Source organism: Butyrivibrio sp. MB2005, from assembly GCF_000424285.1.
GTDB lineage: Bacteria > Bacillota > Clostridia > Lachnospirales > Lachnospiraceae > Butyrivibrio.
This window is the reverse complement of the sequence record NZ_AUJP01000008.1, coordinates 37,385-56,823: the sequence shown is the minus strand read 5'-3', so window position 1 is coordinate 56,823 and position 19,439 is coordinate 37,385. Positions and strand designations below refer to the sequence as shown.

At 42.7% G+C, this 19,439-nt stretch carries 13 protein-coding genes; 1 reads left to right on the top strand and 12 read right to left on the bottom strand.

Translation table 11 applies throughout. From position 1 onward, the window contains the following. Positions 1-86: 86 nt before the first annotated feature. The 11 genes from G610_RS0103800 to G610_RS0103750 all read right to left on the bottom strand — a co-directional run bounded on the left by G610_RS0103800 (position 87) and on the right by G610_RS0103750 (position 16,571). Entirely contained in the window at positions 87-1,826 is a 1,740-nt protein-coding gene (locus tag G610_RS0103800; RefSeq protein WP_026523718.1) for an SGNH/GDSL hydrolase family protein, read from the bottom strand. Positions 1,827-1,967: 141 nt separating this feature from the next. After that, on the bottom strand, positions 1,968-3,506 hold the full coding sequence (locus tag G610_RS0103795; protein ID WP_026523717.1) for an ABC transporter substrate-binding protein: 1,539 nt from the start codon (positions 3,504-3,506) through the stop codon (positions 1,968-1,970). A gap of 83 nt (positions 3,507-3,589) precedes the next feature. Then, positions 3,590-4,600, bottom strand: coding sequence for a carbohydrate ABC transporter permease (locus G610_RS0103790; protein ID WP_026523716.1), 1,011 nt, complete (start codon positions 4,598-4,600; stop codon positions 3,590-3,592). After that, positions 4,593-5,501, bottom strand: coding sequence for a carbohydrate ABC transporter permease (locus G610_RS0103785; RefSeq protein ID WP_035792038.1), 909 nt, complete (start codon positions 5,499-5,501; stop codon positions 4,593-4,595). Before G610_RS0103785 ends, G610_RS0103790 begins: the two co-directional genes overlap by 8 nt. 16 nt (positions 5,502-5,517) lie before the next feature. Continuing rightward, on the bottom strand, positions 5,518-8,097 hold the full coding sequence (locus G610_RS0103780; RefSeq protein WP_026523715.1) for a DUF5696 domain-containing protein: 2,580 nt from the start codon (positions 8,095-8,097) through the stop codon (positions 5,518-5,520). Between the two features lie 21 nt (positions 8,098-8,118). Then, positions 8,119-8,778 carry a YIP1 family protein gene (locus G610_RS0103775; protein ID WP_026496250.1) on the bottom strand — a complete coding sequence of 220 codons (660 nt, stop codon included), beginning with the start codon at positions 8,776-8,778 and terminating at the stop codon, positions 8,119-8,121. A gap of 4 nt (positions 8,779-8,782) precedes the next feature. Continuing rightward, positions 8,783-10,306: a hypothetical protein gene (locus G610_RS0103770; RefSeq protein WP_026523714.1), complete on the bottom strand. Its 1,524-nt coding sequence runs from the start codon at positions 10,304-10,306 to the stop codon at positions 8,783-8,785. 21 nt (positions 10,307-10,327) lie between these two features. After that, positions 10,328-11,191, bottom strand: coding sequence for a carbohydrate ABC transporter permease (locus G610_RS0103765; RefSeq protein ID WP_026496252.1), 864 nt, complete (start codon positions 11,189-11,191; stop codon positions 10,328-10,330). A 1-nt stretch (position 11,192) separates the two neighbouring features. Continuing rightward, the gene (locus tag G610_RS0103760) at positions 11,193-12,131 is read right to left on the bottom strand and encodes a carbohydrate ABC transporter permease (RefSeq protein WP_026496253.1); all 939 of its coding nucleotides are present in this window, start codon (positions 12,129-12,131) and stop codon (positions 11,193-11,195) included. An 18-nt stretch (positions 12,132-12,149) separates the two neighbouring features. Further along, positions 12,150-15,074 carry an extracellular solute-binding protein gene (locus G610_RS0103755; RefSeq protein ID WP_026523713.1) on the bottom strand — a complete coding sequence of 975 codons (2,925 nt, stop codon included), beginning with the start codon at positions 15,072-15,074 and terminating at the stop codon, positions 12,150-12,152. Positions 15,075-15,101: 27 nt separating this feature from the next. Further along, entirely contained in the window at positions 15,102-16,571 is a 1,470-nt protein-coding gene (locus G610_RS0103750) for an endo-1,4-beta-xylanase (protein WP_026523712.1), read from the bottom strand. Positions 16,572-16,884: 313 nt separating this feature from the next. Here G610_RS0103750 and G610_RS19600 point away from each other — a divergent pair, with 313 nt between their 5' ends. Continuing rightward, entirely contained in the window at positions 16,885-17,850 is a 966-nt protein-coding gene (locus tag G610_RS19600; RefSeq protein WP_242829609.1) for a helix-turn-helix transcriptional regulator, read from the top strand. On the opposite strand, the gene G610_RS19595 is transcribed toward G610_RS19600, so the two are convergent. Then, a complete protein-coding gene (locus tag G610_RS19595) occupies positions 17,830-19,311 on the bottom strand; it encodes a glycoside hydrolase family 43 protein (RefSeq protein WP_081667192.1) in 1,482 nt (493 codons plus the stop codon). The genes G610_RS19600 and G610_RS19595 overlap by 21 nt on opposite strands. Between the last annotated feature and the right edge of the window lie 128 nt (positions 19,312-19,439).

Below are 19,439 nucleotides of genomic sequence, written 5' to 3'. Positions count from 1 at the left end.
TAATATAGTTTATAATAGTCCGCACTACTATGCGGACTATTTTTTTATAAAAATTTAAAATATTTTACTTTTTTGTGTAATATTTTCTATTTAACAACGCCAAATCCCAGTATTGTGAACTTTTTGCCTTCCATATCCTTAGCCATGCGAATCTCTACTTCATGTTCCTTCGTCTCTTCCTCGTTAAGGATGATAACGGGATTGCAGTGGGTCCAGCCCGTCTTTAAAGGATCAGCATCCATTACCTTTTTACCGTCAACAAATACCTCTGCGGTACCTGCTGTGGGAAGTCCCGAATCCTTGAAAACAAGCAACAGCTTTTTGCAGCTAAGCTTTAATCTGAAAGGATCATCTCCCTGAGAATCATCAAGATGTGCCCAGTTATAGGGGAACTCAGGAACCTGAGTGATCTCGCTGTCCATCTCAACCTTCTGAAGATCCTTATCAATATCAGAGAAGGCCCCCATCTCAAAAAGAGTAATTCCAAATCTGCTCTTTAAGAGGGGCATTTCTTTTCTGTCAAGAAGTATAACCTTCTCAAAATCCTTGCCAAGAACAGGAGCGATTTCTTCAACAGGCTTTTCCTCTTCATTGCTGCCGATTCTTCCTGCATTTACTTCATCAAGCACGTAAAGCAGTGAGTCACACATAACCTGATGACCAAGGTTACTTGGATGATATACATCATAGAAGAACTGGTTCTTGGATATTACTCTGCCGTCCTGAGGAAGAAGTGAAAACTGCGGTGTCACCGCATTCAGAATGCTTACCATAGGAAGATTATATCTTTCTCCAACCGGTAACAGTCTGTCCTGAAGATTCCAGTCGTAGGAGAACACTGCAAAGAGCAGTATTACCGCAGGCTTCCAGGGCAGTGCAAGAGCTTTTCTTACAAGGGACTCATAGCATACGCCCTTGGTCTCATCGCCCTCGTCATTAACAGCAAACTCGATAACCACAAGATCCGGCTGTTCCTGGCCATCCCTGAGTACATCTCTCTCAAATCTGATCATTCCAAGCTCTGAGGGAGTTCCGCCAACGCCTGCTTTTACAAGCTTGACTTTTCCTTCCTTAGAGAACTTCTTCTCGAATTCATTGGCAAAAAGTCTTGCATAGCTTTTCTCATGGATCGGTATAGCACCTGCTCCCTGAGTGATTGAACCGCCTATGAATGAAAGTGTTACTTCTTCGCCCATTGCAGCCTTTTCAAGAACCTTCTCAAGTCTCTTTGTATTGCCGGCCTTCATAAGGCTTCTTGCAATCATTTCTTTATATCCGTCAGATTCAAAATCCACCGCATATTCCATTGGCTGCGGAGGAGCTGTAAATCCGTCGTTTAGATAAAATCTCACATCTGCCATTGCCTGAACTCCGGATTCCGGAAATTCAAAGCGGATCTGTCCTATCTCATAATCTGTAGGAACCCATGAAACATCAGCAAGATCAATAGTCGTCTCCATACCATCGGTTTCAAATTCTTTTGTTATCTCAGTCGCAGGTTCTCCGGGATTTCTCGGATACATCTGCATTACAAATTTTACTTTTTCATCATTGATTCTTGAAGAAACACTTACACCGATACTGTGAACCATTTTTCTGAAGCCCCTTGTGCTCTTAAGGTTCTCAAGCATCTCTTCATCTGTTACATTACCGGAAAGCTTTGCAGCATCAATGATCCTTCCGTCATTTTCATATATAAACTGAATTCCCCTTCCATCAGGCTGAGGAGCTCCGAATATTCCCTTACCCTGCATTATGAAAAAATATGGGCGTTTTTTCTCCGGATCCTTTGGCGCTGTGGGTCCTTTTCTTTCCATTACCTGCATAATCAAATTCCTTCAATTCCGTTTTGTCTAAAAAGCACTTCCTATGCGAAGTACTGTCATTATCTGCTATTAAAAACAACTAGGGCGATGTCTTTACAGACACCGCCCAAATCTACATTAACAGTTTCTGTTAAATGTTAATTATTTGTTTGCATCATCTACATATGACTTCCATGTATCTCTGATTGCTTCAACCTGCTCAGATACTACTGCGCCGGGAGCAATGTTCCATACGAAGTCAGAACCAAGGCTGAGGTTAGGAACCATGCCGTGATAAGCGATGCAACCCTTCTCTGTCATCATTGTGATTGTCTCATCAACTGCTCTGCTGTCGAAGATACCATTTCTAGCTGTTGAAAGATATCCGTTGTAATCAAGGTACTCAGCAGAAGGAGCGTTTGTATAGAGGTTCCAAGCGAATGCAAGCTTCCAAGCCTTATCAGCATCATAGCAAGCAGGGATTGAAACCGGGTTGTTTGTCCAAACGTTGATGTAATCAGAAGCCTTAGGTCCCTTAGGGAACATAACGAATCCAAGTTCATCAGGCATATCCTCAAGGAAGTTGCCAGGGCATCCAGCATACTCATCCTCTACAAGGAATGCAGCCTGTCCGTTGATGAATGCTTCTTTGTAGTAATCCCACTCAGCGCCTTCAGGATCGGGCATATCATAGTTGTCATAGATCTTTACGCACCACTCAAGAGCTTCAAGTGTGTTAGGGTTCTCAAGTTCATATGTAAATCCGTTAGCATCCTTGCCGATAAACTCACCGTTATTAGCAAATACTGCCTCAGTTGTCATAACACCTTCGTTAAGTGTAAGACCGTAAACGTCGATAACACCATCGTTGTCTGTATCTCTCTGAACCTTGGAAAGGAGATCCTCGAAAGCATCCCATGTCCATGTTCCGTCTGCCTGCATATCATAGATTGTCTCAGGATCGATACCTGCATCTGTAAGGAGTCTCTTGTTGAAGTAAACACCTGTACGAGCTTCTGAATATCCAGCGAACATAGCGTAGATCTTGTCGCCATCTGAGTACTGCTCATGGAGCTTGTTTCTCTGGAACTTGTCCTGAGAGAAATCAAGGCAGTCAAGTGTAGAAAGGTCATACATAAGACCGTTAGCCATAGCAGATGTGATAGCCGGATCATCACGAAGAGTCCAGAGATAGTTGTTACCGTCATCACCTGTTGTAGCATAATCTACGAAATCTGTAGGTGTTGAACCCCAATCGGAGATAGCCTGAGGCTTGATTGTGAAGTTGTATGTCTCCTGGATCCAATCTCTGTACTCCTGAAGAGCTTCCTCATAATCGTTCTGAGGTTCTGTCGGGTCACCTGACCACCAGTCACGGATGATAATATCCATACCACCAAGGTCGATGGGGTTGCCATCAGCATCTGTGATAACCTGATAAGGATCGTAGTCGCTATCAGCTACTTCTTCCTCTTCCTCATCCTCTTCTTCGTCAGCTTCTTCATCAGCTGCTTCCTCTGTGTCCTCTGTTTCTTCCTCTGCAGCATCCTCAGCTACTTCTTCTGTCTCTGTAGCTTCAGCCTGGTCTGCTTCAGTTGCAGGTGCCTCAGTGTTTGATGAGCCACCGCATGCTGCCATACTCATGAGCATGGCTGCTGTTGTGATAACAGCGGTTGTCTTTGTTGTTAGAGATCTTTTCATACTCTAATCCTCCTTTTTAAATACTCCTACTCATAGGAAACTTTTATATCCTCCGGAGCTAATGCTCCGGCTGACTGCTTTATTTACATCTTTATACCGGTACTGCTAATACTCTCAACGAACTCTCTTTGTGCGAAGAGGTAAATAACAATAATGGGTACAATGATGATAAGTGTACCTGTTGCAAGTATGCAGTTCGAATATGCAACAGAAATTGTGGTCTTAACTCCGTTAATTCTCTGAATGTAAGCTCCAAGGCTGTCTACGATTCTTGAAAGTCCTGTACTTACAAGCTTTGTGTTTCCAAGGAACATTCTGGAATAGAATCCGTCTGTCCACTGCCATACAAATGCGAAAAGGAAGCAGGAAGTAATAATAGGTCTTGCCTGAGGAAGCATGATTGTGAAGAAGGTCTTAAGTGTTCCGCAACCATCAACATAAGCCGCCTCTTCCAGGTCGCCGGGAATATTTCTGAAATACTGACGGATCATGTAAATATACAATCCGTTCTTTAGTCCCATACATCCGGCACTCATCAGGTAATAAGGTAACTTTGATCCACGAAGGTTCAGCGTCTCTCCGGTTATCAACTTGAAAATACCAAGAACATCAAAGTATCTGAAGTGAAGGTGAAGTGAGCTGGCAATTGTCTGCGGCGGAATAAGAATTACCAAAAGGACCATCGCAAACCAGAACTTCTTACCGGGGAACTCAAATCTTGCAAATCCGTAACCAACCAGTGTGCACACTGCAATCTGTAGTGCCGCAATGGTAAGTGAGATCAAAAATGAATTGAGTACCGCTTCTTTTAAGCTTATAAGCTCTGCAGCAAGTCTGTAATTGGCTGTTGTGAAATGCTCGGGTATTGAGATTACAACGGGGTTATACAGATCCTGCTCTGTCATAAAGCTTACAGAGATTTTATTGAGTATGGGCTGAATGATCATAAAGCACATTCCGAATAAAAGAATGAATCTTATGATACTTACAGCTTTCTCACCGATTACCTTTTTAAGAAGGTATCCTCCTGAGAGCTTGTTTCTCTCCCAGAATCCCATCTTTTTATAGCTTGCCATAGCTTCTGAATTAGTCATAATAGTAAACCCTCTTTGAAATGAAATATGATGTAATTCCAACAAACGCAAGGACAAGCACAAAGTAAATCCAAGACATTGCTGAAGCATTTCCGTACTGCTGCTGATCGATCATAACCTTCTGAATCTTCTCGATAACCTGGTTATCAGATCTCATACAGAAATCGACTACTGTGTAAATCCAGTTAACAAGGAAAAGTGAGCTTATCATAGGGAATGTGATCTTCCAGAGGCTTTCCCATTTAGTACATCCCTCGATATCAGCGGCTTCATACATGCTTGATGAGATGGTCTGAAGTCCTGAGAGGAAAATGATGATCTGGATACCTGATGCAAGGGCTACATCATAGATATTGTCGATAACCTCGAATACCTGCTCGTATGCTCTTACACCGACGCCTGCTGTTCTCAATATATCCTCAAGAGCTGCTGTCACGCTGACACCCTCTGTTGTCTGCTCAATTGTCTGAGCCAGGGATGCCATGAGCTGGTTATTTGATTCAAGACCGATAATAACACCGGATGAAAGAATAACCGGAAGGAAGAATATTGCTCTTACAAGAGCTCTTCCCTTGAATTTCTGGTTAAGGATCAGTGCCACGAAAAAGCTGAACACGATTATAGCCAGTGAATAAACCATCATTCTTGAAAGCTCTTCCACAAGGAGTCTTGTATATTCAGGGTCAACTCTGAATGCGAACTTGAAGTTTTCTAATCCTGCCAGAGTTTTCGTAATCTTACCTGCTGAAAGATCCACATTACAAAAACTCATATACAATGACTCAAAAAGCGGTTTAACAAGGAATACCAGGAAACCGATTATGAACGGGGATATGAAAAGATATCCTGATATGGCTTTTCTTTTCTGTAATCCGGCCAGTTTGTTTTTCTGCTTACTCATTACTATTTATCCTTTCTCACCTAGTTACCATATAATCCCTTGCCGGAACCTTTACTCCATCCTCAGTTACAAATTCGCTGTAACCGTAGTTTACATAAACCGCTGTTCCATCGGCATATTCGGTACGGGAGACGTCTGCGCTCAGATTCTTGTGGTCTACCATTTCCTGATTGAAGGTATGTCCGAGTTCGTTGTTGTATCTTGTGTAGATCTCGAGCATCTTGTCCTTCCATGCATCAAAGGTTGCTCCGTAGTAATCTGTGTATAAGGTCTTCTGTGTTGCAAATGATGTCTCTTCCATGAATGTAAAATTAAGACCTGCGCCATACTCTGCGCTGTAGAGAACCTCGTTCTCTTCGTTTCCGCAGATATTGATTGCTTTTCCTGTGTAGTTTGTTCTTCCATGTACTGCAAGCTGGAAGAAAGGAATGCACTCATCGAGGATTGTGTACTCACTACCTCTTAAATCCATGCCTGTTATCATGCTTGCATAGGGAACTGCGTAATCATTACCCATGTTTACCATGATAGGTGTTCCTGCATCGGCAATGCTCTTAAGCCTCTCTGTCTGGAGGTTAAGAACCGCCTGTCTGCTGTAAGTGTTCTTCCTGTAGAAGTCTGATGAAAGATCCATGCCCAGATCCTGGAAGGAAGCGCCTGCTGCATACTTATCAGCTGTTTTTGCAAGATTGCTCACAAGGCTGTCAGCCAGCTCTGTGTGAAGCAGATAGTATGTATTGTTTGAGTTTTCTCTCTCTGCATATGTGATATGACTGTACTCATGAAGCTGTGCTCTCTCTTTACTGATGAGCTTGGCCGCATCGCGGAATGAGAAGAATCCGTCGAATATGTTACTGTCATATGCATACTGTGTAATTCCGTTTAAGTAAACTGTTGCGCCCTTTGACTCAGCTGTGCTTATGAAGCTTTTAAGGTCGCTCTTTCCACCAAGTGCACCGATGGGCTTAATAGATTTAAGAAGCTTTTGCTTAACGCCTCCGTTACACCAGCCTGTGAGCTTGACATCCATGTTGGTAACGCCGCTGTCACTGAGCTGTGTAACTATATCTGCAGCTTCATCGAAGCTTGTAAGCTTAAGAGGTCTTGATACCGGAATACCAACAATCTGCTTGATCTTGTCGATGGCTCCGACTATCTCGATGGCAACAGGTGTGCTCTCTTCATCAAGCATATCCAGATATCCTGAATACTCATTCTGTAAATAGCTGCCGTAATCCTTTGCCATGTCCACATAACTTCCTGAACCGATGAAGGAATATCTCTGTCTGAGAGTCTCATTTGGAAGTTCAGGGATGTATTCGTAAATATCACTGTTAGCGATATCACCTACATCGTATTTTTCACGCTGATTTACGCTGTAAATTGCATTTACGTAATTGTAGCTGTTGTTTTTGCCTGCTATATCAGCCTGTACTGCTGCATAGGATCTGCCATCCTCGAGAATACAGATGAAGGAATCCTCTCCTTCAGATACACCGTACACTCCGTAGTAAGCTCTTGTGTCATGTACAACTGCATCTCTCTTTAAGCACTTATCCCAGCCATATACATTAGCATAGTAACTGCTCTGTGCTGTTTTACCGTTGTTAAAGTTTATTGTTGCTCCGCCGCCCTCGGGTACCATGATAAAGCCTTCGTCTTCAGGGCCGCCTGCTCCGAAATACGGAAGAGGTGTTATCGTATAAATAGGTGTTTCTTTATCATAAGCAAGATCTTCATAAGGAATTTCAACTACAAGGTCTTTTCCGTCAAGCTTGTAAATGATGCTTGCATTGAAGATCGGATTATCTGATGAGGTTGAAGACATATCAAGTGCTTTGTCTTCTATATAATCATCATAGGTGTAGCCTGCTGCAGCAAAAAGCTCCTCCATCTGCTGCTTGGTTGCATCCTTAGTCTTCTGTCTGAGGACATAGATTACACTCTCTTCGATGATGGGATAATTTGCGATCAGCTCGTCTTTATTGTCTTTCTTGCTAAGCTTATTGATGTCATATTTCTTGTAGTATTGCTTTACCAGATCGGCATCCTTCTTGTCCATCTTCTTAAGAAGCTTTTTGAATTCCTTCTTGGTTGCTACAGGAGGAATTGCGAACTCCTTGGAAACTGTACCCATTGAGTAATTTACCCGGATCTCATTATCTCCCGGAACAATCTCATAAATTCCGTTCTGTGCACTGTAGCCGAATGAGTTATAGGTTGTCTCAAGACCCTGTGTGATTGAGTAGCTCATTACCAGTGGTGACTGGAGAAGAGCTTTTTCATCAGTAAGTGCTATAGGATCACTTGCTGCGTCCTTGGGATTTGAGTACCACACTTTACCGGAATCCTTAACTTCAATGGAGAACTCTGTTGTAGCGTTATCCATTACCAGCTTAAGTTCATCATTCTCTATTACTGTCTGTTCCTGCTCGCCGGTATATGCGTAAGGAGCAATCGCTTCCTCATGTTCTGCCGGTGCTTTGTAGTTGATAACTACGAACACACCTGTGAGGATGATCAGAAGAAGTATTATTTTAGGAAGCTGTGATAAAACCGCTTTCCCTATTTTTTTGGCTAAATTGTTCTTTTTCAAGTTCGTCACCTCTTGTTACTCCTATATTCGGAACATCAATTCTTTCGCAATGGATATGAAGTATGACACACCCTGCGAAATCATGCTAAAGAAGATCATAAGTATAAAGATCATTACCAGCATTGAGAACAGTGTTGCTACTGTAAACAGCAGGTTCTTTTTAGCTGAATACTCATGGATCTGCCCCATGGCTACCACAACCAGAATCGCCGCATAAACCAGTGTCAGAGCACTTAATGTGCTGTAAAACTCAGCTTCATCTACTGTTACAAAGTTACTGAATATCATCAGCGGGAACTGTACTAACGGATAGGGAGTAAGCGCATAACAGGTTGCCATATATACCTGTCCCAGTCTTCCTTTTCCATCAAAAAGTGTTGTCAGTCCCCAGTTACCTACTACCCAAAGTGCCAGCGGAAAAAGAACACTGGCCAGGTATAAGAAGATGTTCAGCTCTTCCCAGTAAACCTGTACGAATATAAAGCTTGTATATCTGAGCTTCAGTATTCTTATAAGTAATGTCAGGAACAAAATAGTATTTGCTGCCGCATAAGTTCCTCTGCCCTCATGGGTGAGATCCCAGAATCCGTCAAGGGGATGTGAGATGCAATACAATGCAAACTTAAGGGAGTCTATATATTTTTCTTTCGGTGTATTAAACTGTTTTAATTTTGCAATCATATCCTCACCTGTTTCTGCCTGCTACGAAAATGTCTGCTGTGTCTATTTCGTGGCGTATTCTCTTTACCCTTCCAATTGAAAGAGGGATAAGGAAAAGTGCCAGGATCACTATAACAATTATTACTATGTGATCCTCAACCCACTCTTTACGGTACTGTTTGTATGCCTTGGAGTAGTTCTCTGCGTCATACTTGAGCTCGAAATAGTCCATCGCCTCCTTATATCTTTTCTGGCGAAGAAGTGCTCTTCCTATACCGATATAAGCGAGATCGTAGTTACCATTCTGTTTCATTACGTTCTCCCAGGAAGCACCGGATGCTTCGTAATTACCCTGGTCGAACTGTTCGATGGCATCATAAACGAGATTACCAAACTCTGTAGGCACAAAAGCTGTTATTGAACAATCAAGTGAATCCAGTACATAAAGCTCATGACCATATCTTTCTATTGCTGAGGGCTGTCTGAAGTAACCATCCATGTTACCGTTTCCGCCAAAGGCGAATACCATGTGACCCTGATCGTCATATCCAAATACACGACCTCTGTTTTTATCAAGACATGCATAGATGTCGTTGTCCATCACAGTGATATCTGTGAAATATGAAGGTCCTTCGTAACCACCGCCTGATCCAAAGTAAAGATCACCGTATGCGTTCCAGTCACCGTTCTGAACCAGGATGTTATTACCCATAAGATTCAGCTTTCTGACTGCATCAGCTGATCCGTTTCTAAGGTCATCAGCTTTAACTGCACCGGTGCAGGCATATATGAAGCCTTCATAATCCATGAAGATGTTGTCATACTCTGTAGGAACGAATGATACCATCTTGGCTCTCTGCTCCTGAGATGCGAACTTCTTCCATATATAATCTGTCCAATCATAGGTAACAGGTGTTGCTCCTACAAATCCTGAGAAGGTTCCGTCGTTTTCATATTTGACAAGACCTTTGTTGATTCCAACTGCTATACAGTAAACACGCTCAGCTGTATCGATCGCCAGCTTGCTGGGCTGGAAAACCAGCTTGGGATCAAGAGTCTTATCATCGGGCTTTTCAAACTTCATAAGATAATTCAAATCTTTATCAAGCTTTAAAACTCTTGCATTACCCTGATCTGCTATGAAAATATCTCCATCCTCTGATATTGCTATATCAGTAGGGTTATTAAGAGTTGCCTCTCCTTCGCCGCCATTAAAAGAATCTATTGTTCTTACATATTCAAGGCTCTCAGCGGAAGATCTTTTCAGCTCAAGAATTCTGTTATTACCACTGTCACAGATGAAAATGCTATCACCATGTACGTACATTCCCTGAGGATTCTTTAATTTCACATCAAGTCCTAAGTCTGAAGATGTGAATACCTTACATACGTTGTACAGATCCGGGCTTTCCTGAACATCGCCCCAGTAATCGTAATTGTATGAATATCCATATTCCGCAGATGCCTGCGCCGTTATCGGAGTAACGACTGTAAATGCTGCAGCCATAGCCAGTGCTGCGGTTTTTAAAAGTATGTTTTTCTTACGCATAAGATTTAAGTCCTTTCAGCATTAATCCTTCAAACCAGAACTTGCCATGGTCTCGAGGATCTGACTTTCTGAGAATACGAATATTATGATCGGCACGATCATTACTACTACAAGTACGGCTGCGCCTTGTCCTGTTCTGGCTATACCACCGCTCTGTATCTGCTGGAGTGCATAAACCAGTGTCTTGCGCTCCTCTGAATAGATGTATGTTGATGCCTTGTTGTTCCAAAGTCCCTGTACTGAGAAGATGATAAGTGTCATCCATGCGGGCTTAACGTTAGGCATTACAATTCTTGAAAATACCAGCCACTCATTGGCACCGTCGATCTTGGCAGCCTCGATAAGTGATGTCGGAAGACCTTCCATGAACTGCTTCATAAGGAAAAGTCCCATAGGTGAAGCAAATGCCGGAATGATTATTGACCAGTAGGTATCGATCCATCCGAGTTTGTTCAGGATCAGGTAGTTAGGAATCTGTGTTACCCAACCTGTGAACATCATGGCAACTGTTACAACTTTGAAGAATGTCTGGTTGCCGGGGAAATCGTACTTAGCAAGTACGAACGCACCCATGGATGCGATTATGAGGTGTCCAAAGGTTCCAAGGAAGGTTATGAACACTGTGTTGAACAAGTATCTGGAGAATGTAACCCAGGATTTACCCATTGTTACAAACAGATCCGAGAAGTTGTCCATTGTAGGATGCTGTGCAAAGATCTTCGGCGGGAACTTAAACAGCTCATCCAAAGGCTTCAGTGCACTGCTGACTGCGTATATAATTGGAAATGCCATTACAAATGCTACAAGTAACAGGAAAACGTAAAGTGCTATATCTCCTGCGATCGATCTGTTTGGCTTTCTTTTCTTGATTAGCTTCTTGCTCATTTCAGGTTCCAACTCTCCTTAACAGACTTTGAATAGCTTTATTGCAAAGTATCATCATGAGGAACAATATAGTTGCTATGGCACAGGCATAACCCATCTCAAATCTTGAGAAACCATAGTCAAACAAGTGAGTAACAATTGTTCTTGCTGCGTAATCCGTACTGGGATATCCGCAAAGTGCCATTGTTACGTCTGCAACACCAAAGGACTGTGTGATTGACATTACCGCACCGAACATGAGCATGGGCTTCATGTTGGGGAGTGTGATGTACCACAGCTCCTGCCATCTGTTCTTGATACCATCCATGTATCCGGCCTCGAACTGTGCTCTGTCTACACCCTGAAGTCCGGCTACGAATGAAAGGAATCCGGTACCAAGTGACATCCACAGGATAACTACCATACATATGGGAAGCATGTACTGAGGATTTATAAACCAAAGTATTGGTGCATCAATGATACCTAAATTCATCAGGAACGCGTTTACGTATCCGTAAGCATCTCCTCTGAAGAATACTGAGAAGATTACATAGCAGTTACCTGCTATAGACGGTGCGTAAAACACGATGACAGCGATACTTCTGATCCATCTGGGCAGCTCATTTATGAGCCAGGCAAATAGGAAGGACAAAATGTATCCAAGAGGCCCTGTGATCAGCGCTATCATCATTGTGTTTTTCACACCGATCAGAAATATGTCATCCTGTAAAACAAGACTCACATAGTTCTGAAGTCCTATGAACCTAGGAGGTTCGAGTATGTTGTAATATGTGAAGCTGTAATAGATCGAGGCTACTACAGGAAACACATAAAACATCGTAAATAAGATTGCGTAGGGTGCGAGGAAAAGGTAACACATCTTACGATTTTTAGCCTTTTTCCACGCAACATTCATATTATGTTTACGCAGTACAAAATATTTCTGCAGGTATTCCTTCATCGCTATAGTTTCTCCCTTTTATTCCTCTACCGGCATACCGAACTCTTTACGTTTCTTTATAATCTCTTCATCTATCAGAATTGAGTAATCTATGATTGTCTCTCGTGAGTCAACCTTCTCATTTAATACTTTTCTGATGGCATTTGAGATATGTCTTCCGGTAAAGTATCCGCCGGGTACCTCCCTGATACCAACGGTCTGATCCCACTGCTCATCAAGTACTGCTATGTCGTCAGCACTCCAGGACAGATTTGAAAATGCATCTCTGTTGGCTGTTGCATATCTTGCAGATGAACCAAGGAGTGCCTCGATCTCTCGACCGAATCTTACCTGTGTATCAGCTGTTGCCCACCACTTCATGAATTCCCAGGAATTCTGTCTGAGCTGATCATTGTCTGTACTGATCATCATTGTGGCACTTCCTGTAATGAAATCTGATCTGTCTATCTGACCATTTACTTCTGTTCCGGGGATGAGAGTGAAATCCCAAAGTCCTCTGATCTCCGGTGCGGAAACCATCAATGTGTTGTAGGTCGAATACGGGGATATACCTATCGGCATCTCACCTGAACGGAATCTGCTGACAAAATCGTAAATAGTAGGTATTCCATAATCATTGAAGTATCTTACGTAGTCATCAAATGCCCTTACTCCGGCCTCTGTATTAACAGTTGTCTTTGTTCCGTCTTCGTTGTACATATCTCCGCCATACTGATAGAGAAGTGAGAAGTACATTGAAAGGTCAGGAACGTTCGACATGATTGATGTTGAAGCTGCTGTAGCACCGCTACTTCCTGCTGCGGTAGGAATTCCGACAGAGAGGTTATTTCCCTGGATTGTGGGAAGCATCTCTATAAGCTCCTGCCATGTCTGAGGCGGCTCAAGTCCGAGCTCCTCAAGTACGTCCTTTCTGTAGAACATTACGTTGAAGGTCTGTGTCTCAGGTATTCCGTAGATGTGACCATCAAGTCTGTACTGTTCATAAGAACTTTCCGAATAGTGGGACATTACTTCTTCCCAACCATCGAACTGGGTTATATCTTCAGCTGCACCACGCAGAGCGTAGTTTACAGGCTGATCTGCACCAACTGAGAGAACTACGTTCGGTCCTCTTCCTGCAAGTACAGCGTTAAGCAGTGCTCCGGGATCAACGATTTCTACGTTAACCTTTACTCCTGAGTTGGGAGTGAAATCGTCATCGACCATGGATTTGAGGATTGTACCCTGGTCACGACCTGTGAGTACCCAAACCTTTACGATCTCTTCACCTGAATTCTCGTCGTAAACATCACCGACTGAGTTGTAATCAACTACAAAGGATGCTGCGAAGGACTTGATCTCATGTGCTGCCTTTGTAAAGAAGTTGGCTTTGTCCTTCTTGGGCTGTGTATCTGTACCCGATACAACCAGGTAGTCGATATCAAGCTTTGTCTCACTCATCTTAAGTGAAGCAGTACCAAGTGATGTGATGTTATCTTTGAATGTTACAAACTCTGTTGTTATCTTCTGAGGCTTTGCACAGAATCTTTCAAGCTGCTGAGCGATTGTCTGTGCTGTTGCTATGTTATCTGCCTTCTGTCCTGAATATGCAACCATGTCATCTACTATCTTGTAGAGGCGCTTACTTTCAAGCTCCATGGCTTCCATGATCTCGGGATATGTTGTATCAATATGATAATCTCTGTAGATATCAGGATTTGCTCCTGTATATACAAGTATTCTTCTGTAAATCTGATTGAGTCTGTAGGTTGAATCCTCCATTTCCTGAAGGATTGTTCCCATTCCACCAAGAGTTGCCTCAAGCCTTATGGTGTGAGTACCCTTTGTAAGGTAGAAGTTGTAAGGAGTCTTGTTTTCATCTGCCAGAGTAATGCTGTCCCAATCGTTGTTATATCCAAAGGATATTTCCTCAAGCTCCTTGAAAGGAATCTCGCCATCGATCAGTACGCTTCTGGTTGAAACAGATCCTCTTGCGTAGTTCTGACGACCCTTTACCATGATGTTGTAGAAACCGTCTGCCGGAATCTCAACGTTCCATTCAATCCACTGTCCTGAGCTTCTCCAGCTCTCACCACCTACATAGTTGAGTTTGGTGGTTGTTACACTGTTAGGACTTGTTGTGGGTGATGATCTGTCATACTTTGCATAAAGTGATGACTCGGATCTGATTGTTGAATCCTCACCCTGTATGAGTTCCATGAAGCTCTTTGCTTCTGCGCTGTCGCTCTTTCCTGCATTAGCTGCCGCATACTCTTCATAAGTAGGTCTTTCTGTTGCCGCACTGACAACAACCTTGGAAATGAGCATCGGCTCGTTATCTGCTTCAAATGTAAGAGTGTTTGCTCCCTTATTCATATAGAAGAGATAGGGTTCAGCGATGTATCCCATATCATCTTTGAAGTAAGCACTCTGCCAGTCGAAATACTCAACCTGTCTGGGACGGATCTCATTGCCCTGGTTATCAACCTTGACCTCGCCACCGTCCATCCACATTCTTGTGAATGCTATATTTCTTGCATCCTCAAAGGGAAGCTCATCATTTATGTATACTGTTCTCTCTGCAGCTACACCTCTTGACTCAGGAAGCTTGTACTCAATGAATAGTCTGTACATTCCTTCTTCAGGCACATCCACATTCCAGGTGATCTTTGAACCTGTCTCTGTGAAAACTGCATTTTCTTCTTCGTGAACATCGCCCTCGGATGTGTAATCCATAAGGTTAACCTCAACATCCTTGTCTGCTTTTTTCACGCCGGCATGTTCATTCAGGTATCCGGTATAGCTTCCTGTTCTCTCCATTCCCTCTACTTCTTCAGTAAGGTCGACTCCTTCATATTTTTCATGGAAGTCTTTTACCTCGGTGTGAGAAAGTACTACGCATATACCTATAACTACTGCTAAAGCTATGATTACACCAATTACGGTTTTTAGATTTTTGTTCATTACCTTAAGTCTCTTTCCCTTTTTAGGTTAATTAGTATCCGCAAAAACATAGAAGCACGGCTTTGGTTCGTAATTACTGTCAAACAAAAGCGGGCACTGTTTCTGGTCTTTCTTACTTCCTCCGCCGACATTGGAGCGGAAGTTCAGCCATGAGTATTTATCAACCGTTCCCCAGAAAGTCATTCCTGTGATGTTAACCTTGCCTGAGTTCTTTGCTGACTGAAGTGCGTAGTACATAAGGTTGTATGTCTTGCGCTGCTTCTCATACTCTGTCTCCATGGCTTCCACGCTGCCATCGTAGCCATCAGATGCTGAAAGATCCCATTCTGTGATCTGTACGTTTCCAACCACTTCGCCGTAGGCTTCGGCCGAAACCTCTACATCGTTGGCATTGCTGTTTACACTGTAATGTCCCTGCATGCCCATGGCGTCAATTCTTGTTCCCTCTCCGGGAGCTCCCTCCTCTGCCTTAATGGCTTCAAGGAGCTTTATGATACCCTGTCTTTTCTTAGGAACACATTCATTGTAGTCGTTGTAATAAAGCTCTAAATCTGCAGGTGCATATTTGTTGGCGAACTTAAATGCATTTATTATGAACTCTTCGCTCTGATATACATGCCACCAGCTTGAATTGTTTCCGTGTCTGTCTTCATTAAGATCTTCGTTAGGATTCTCGGTGTCTGTTCTGTAGGTTCCTGTTGCATCCGAAACCGCTTCGTTAACAACATCCCATCCATAAAAGAGATCTTTGTAAGGACTGTCCTCGCCTGTGAAGTGTGTAAGTACTTCTCTTATGTACCACTCTTCTCTCTTGGTCATCACCTCAGGTGTTACATAAGGCTTTGTCTTATCGTAGTCTTCATGGAAAAACCACTCAGGTGTCTGGGAATGCCATAAAAGAACATGTCCTCTTACTTCAAGTGCCTTGTCCGGATTGGCCTCGTTCCATTTAAGTATCTTATTAAGAATCTTCTCGGGATTCTTATAATTAAGAACAGGAACCGTTATGGTCTCTCCGTTAAGCTCTGCCTCTTCTGTTCCGGGGCATGTGCTTACGCTGTATCCAAACAGCGAATCGGGCTTTAACTCATTTCCAAGCGTTACCGAACTAAAATGTGTGGTAACCAGATTCCAGAGAGGAATGTCCCAGGGCTCATCCCCTGTGAGCGCGCATCCGATTCTGCATCCCATCTTCTGTTGTACACAGTCCCTTAGTATGGGAACTTCCTGCGCTTCGTCCACCTCTTCCGTCTCCTCCGCGGTCACTTCTGTGACCTCTGCAGCTTCTTCTGAATCACTCTCAGAAGCTTCTTCGCTCTCGGCAGGACTTTCCTTACTCTCTTCGGAGCTTTCAGTCTCAGCCGATTCATTCGATATGGTACTTTCTGATTCTGCTTGATTTTCTGTATGATCTGCACTGCCACAGCCACCAAGTGTTAACCCCAACGCTGTCATGCAGGCAATTGCTGAAATAAAAGATTTGCCCCTCCGATACAAGATGTATCCTCCCAATATTTGCTTACCAAATTTTGCTAATCATAGTCAGTTATGATAATGCTTAGTATAATGGCTTCAAAATGGGCATGCTTACCACTTCTTGCCTTGCGCCTTTCAGATATTGCGATTAATGAGCAAAAAATGAACCATGTTTTTTGTGCACTATATACAAAAACCACATAGATGCCTTGTGTTCTTTAATAAAATTACCATTGTACTTAAAACAAAAAAGCAAAATTTGATAGTAATGTGTTATCATTTGTGCTAATATACGATTGCAATGTTAATTTGGGGTTAGCAAGGGGTACATATCGTGATTAAGTTAAAAGACGAGTTGAAACTCAATTATTATCAGCAGAATACTGATTTTACAGAGCGTGTGCTGGAAGGTGATAATGAGAAATCAATCTTTCCTAAGGACAGTTCCATCCGTATCTGGCATAATATCGAGACTACGGATTATCCTACTCACTGGCACAATGCGCTGGAGATAGTATTTCCTATAGTAAATTACTATGACGTTGATGTTGATACAGAAAGACATCACGTTCTTCCGGGAGATATTCTTTTCATCCCGCCCAGAAAATCGCATTTTCTCCATGCACCCAGGACCGGTGAAAGATATATATGTCTGTTCGATATAGACTTCTTTTCGTCTGTAAGAGGATATTCGGGACTTATCTCCATGCTTCAGGACTGCATACACATTACTCCTGACGAATATGCTCCTATATATAATGATATTTACGATCTCTTTTCACAGATCTGGAATGAGTATTTTCAGAAATCAGAATTCTACGAGTTCTCGATTTATTCGCACCTGTTCCAGATACTGACCATCTTATCCAGATATCATCTGAATAAGCTTCAGCTTTTCAATGATACTTCACCTATTAAGAGAAGAGAGTATTTTGACAGATTAAATAATGCCATCGATTATATTGATGAGAATTATACGAATAAGATCACTCTGGAAGATGTGGCTTCCTACAGCGGTTTCTCCAAGTTCCATTTCTCGAGACTGTTTAAGGAATACATGAACTGCACCTTCTACGATTATCTGATAAATACCAGAATTAAGGCAACCGAGGTCCTTCTGACAAGAGACGATCTGTCAATTACAGATATTGCTCTTCAGGCCGGATTCTCAAGCATCCCTACCTTCAACAGAACCTTCAAGCAAAAGAAGGGATGCACGCCTGGTGAATACAGAACCCTTTTCTCAGGCGGCCTGGGAAATAAAGATATGGGCGATGTATCATCGCCCAAACTTCCATGAATATACTTCATAATCTTCACCAGAGAATACAAAGTACAAATTGTGTTTTCCGGTTATTTTTTCGTCCAAAACAGCTTTTATCTTCTTAAGCTCTTTTCCGGGCTTATCGATTTCAACTGTTCCCACCTCTTTACCGCTGGGAGTATCAAGACGAATGCTGATGCTTCCGCTTCCTGTTCCGCAGGCATTTACTGAAACTTCCTTGGCACCATCTTTTCCAAAATCAACTCCGCTTACGCAGGTCCAGCTGCCATCGGAGATCTCAGAGAGGATCATGTCGCCTGATCCGTACTTTTTAGCCTCTTCGCCAAACTGCTTTGTGTCTATTCCTGCTGCGTTTGAAATTGTAACAGCCTTCACATCCTTATAAGGATCAACTGTCTCAAGCTGCTTAACACCTGTTCTTGTGCCTTTACTTGTTGTAGGCTCATTCTCATCATTCAATATGAGCTTGTCGATGCTGGTACTTCTGTAGCCGCCAAGAACTCCCATCTTTTCCTCAAGAATTCTTGAATGATAGGTAATGTACCACTCACCGTTAAACTCAAATATGCAGTGGTGGTTATTTCCGCCAAGACCAAAGAAAAATTCAGGATTCTTAAGAACGGGATTGCAAAGCTCAAAAGGTCCCATGGGTGAATCTGATTTCATGGTCACGATCTCACCGGACTCAAAGCCATATTTTTGGGTGGCATCCTTGGTTACATCGAAATTGGAGCAATATGAGTAATAGTATGTATCTCCAATCTTATTGATGCCTGAATCCTCGAAGAGGTAAGGTACATTTTTAATGGGCTTGGGATCGCCATCAAGGCTTATCATGTCATCGCCAAGCTTTGCAACTCTTGCTGTTCCCGGGTTGTCTGCTTTATCAGGTCCCGGAACACCGCCGCCAAAATAAATGTATGCACTTCCGTCATCATCCATAAGTACAGCAGGGTCAAAAAGCCATGTAACCTCTGCGCAGGTAGGTGTTTCTCTTGAAATAAGAGCTTCTCCCAAAGGATCTGTGAAAGGTCCTGTAGGTGAATCAGCTGTAAGAACAGCTATGCCGTTTCCATTATTGGCAAAATATAAGAAAAACTTGTCCTTACCGTTTATCTTTTTATAAGCAGCCGCAGGTGCCCAGGAGTTGTTACCCCAGTTTGCTGCGCCAAGCTTACCTGCTGCATAAACAGTTCCGTGGTCAGTCCAGTTTACAAGGTCACTTGATGAAATGACACAGATTGTGTTTATGTTTCCATAGGTATTTTCTTTTACTGTGCGATCAGGGTTATAGGAAATCTTATCCCCTGTCATATAGATATATACTCTTCCGTCATATACAAGAGCGTAAGGATCTGCACCAAAGCGCTGCACCATAAGCGGATTATGGTCAGTTACTGCCTTATAGCTTTCCTTAAGTTCTGCGGTAGCTTCGATCTCACCCACTTCTGCAGGCTGTGCACAAACGTTCATCATATTTACGTCTCCTCAAAAAAATTACTTTAACAAAAATATAAATTTGAGTCTGCAATAGCCGCCACAAAAAAGTTGCGAAAATAATTTCAGTAATTGCGTAAAGCTGCATATAGGCAAGCTTTGACTAA

Bases quoted from the DNA above. Each gene is read 5' to 3' on its own strand.
- G610_RS0103800 (WP_026523718.1), bottom strand. From the start codon at position 1,826: ATGCAGGTAATGGAAAGAAAAGGACCCACAGCGCCAAAGGATCCGGAG.
- G610_RS0103795 (WP_026523717.1), bottom strand. From the start codon at position 3,506: ATGAAAAGATCTCTAACAACAAAGACAACCGCTGTTATCACAACAGCA.
- G610_RS0103790 (WP_026523716.1), bottom strand. From the start codon at position 4,600: ATGACTAATTCAGAAGCTATGGCAAGCTATAAAAAGATGGGATTCTGG.
- G610_RS0103785 (WP_035792038.1), bottom strand. From the start codon at position 5,501: ATGAGTAAGCAGAAAAACAAACTGGCCGGATTACAGAAAAGAAAAGCC.
- G610_RS0103775 (WP_026496250.1), bottom strand. From the start codon at position 8,778: ATGATTGCAAAATTAAAACAGTTTAATACACCGAAAGAAAAATATATA.
- G610_RS0103770 (WP_026523714.1), bottom strand. From the start codon at position 10,306: ATGCGTAAGAAAAACATACTTTTAAAAACCGCAGCACTGGCTATGGCT.
- G610_RS0103765 (WP_026496252.1), bottom strand. From the start codon at position 11,191: ATGAGCAAGAAGCTAATCAAGAAAAGAAAGCCAAACAGATCGATCGCA.
- G610_RS0103760 (WP_026496253.1), bottom strand. From the start codon at position 12,131: ATGAAGGAATACCTGCAGAAATATTTTGTACTGCGTAAACATAATATG.
- G610_RS0103755 (WP_026523713.1), bottom strand. From the start codon at position 15,074: ATGAACAAAAATCTAAAAACCGTAATTGGTGTAATCATAGCTTTAGCA.
- G610_RS19595 (WP_081667192.1), bottom strand. From the start codon at position 19,311: ATGATGAACGTTTGTGCACAGCCTGCAGAAGTGGGTGAGATCGAAGCT.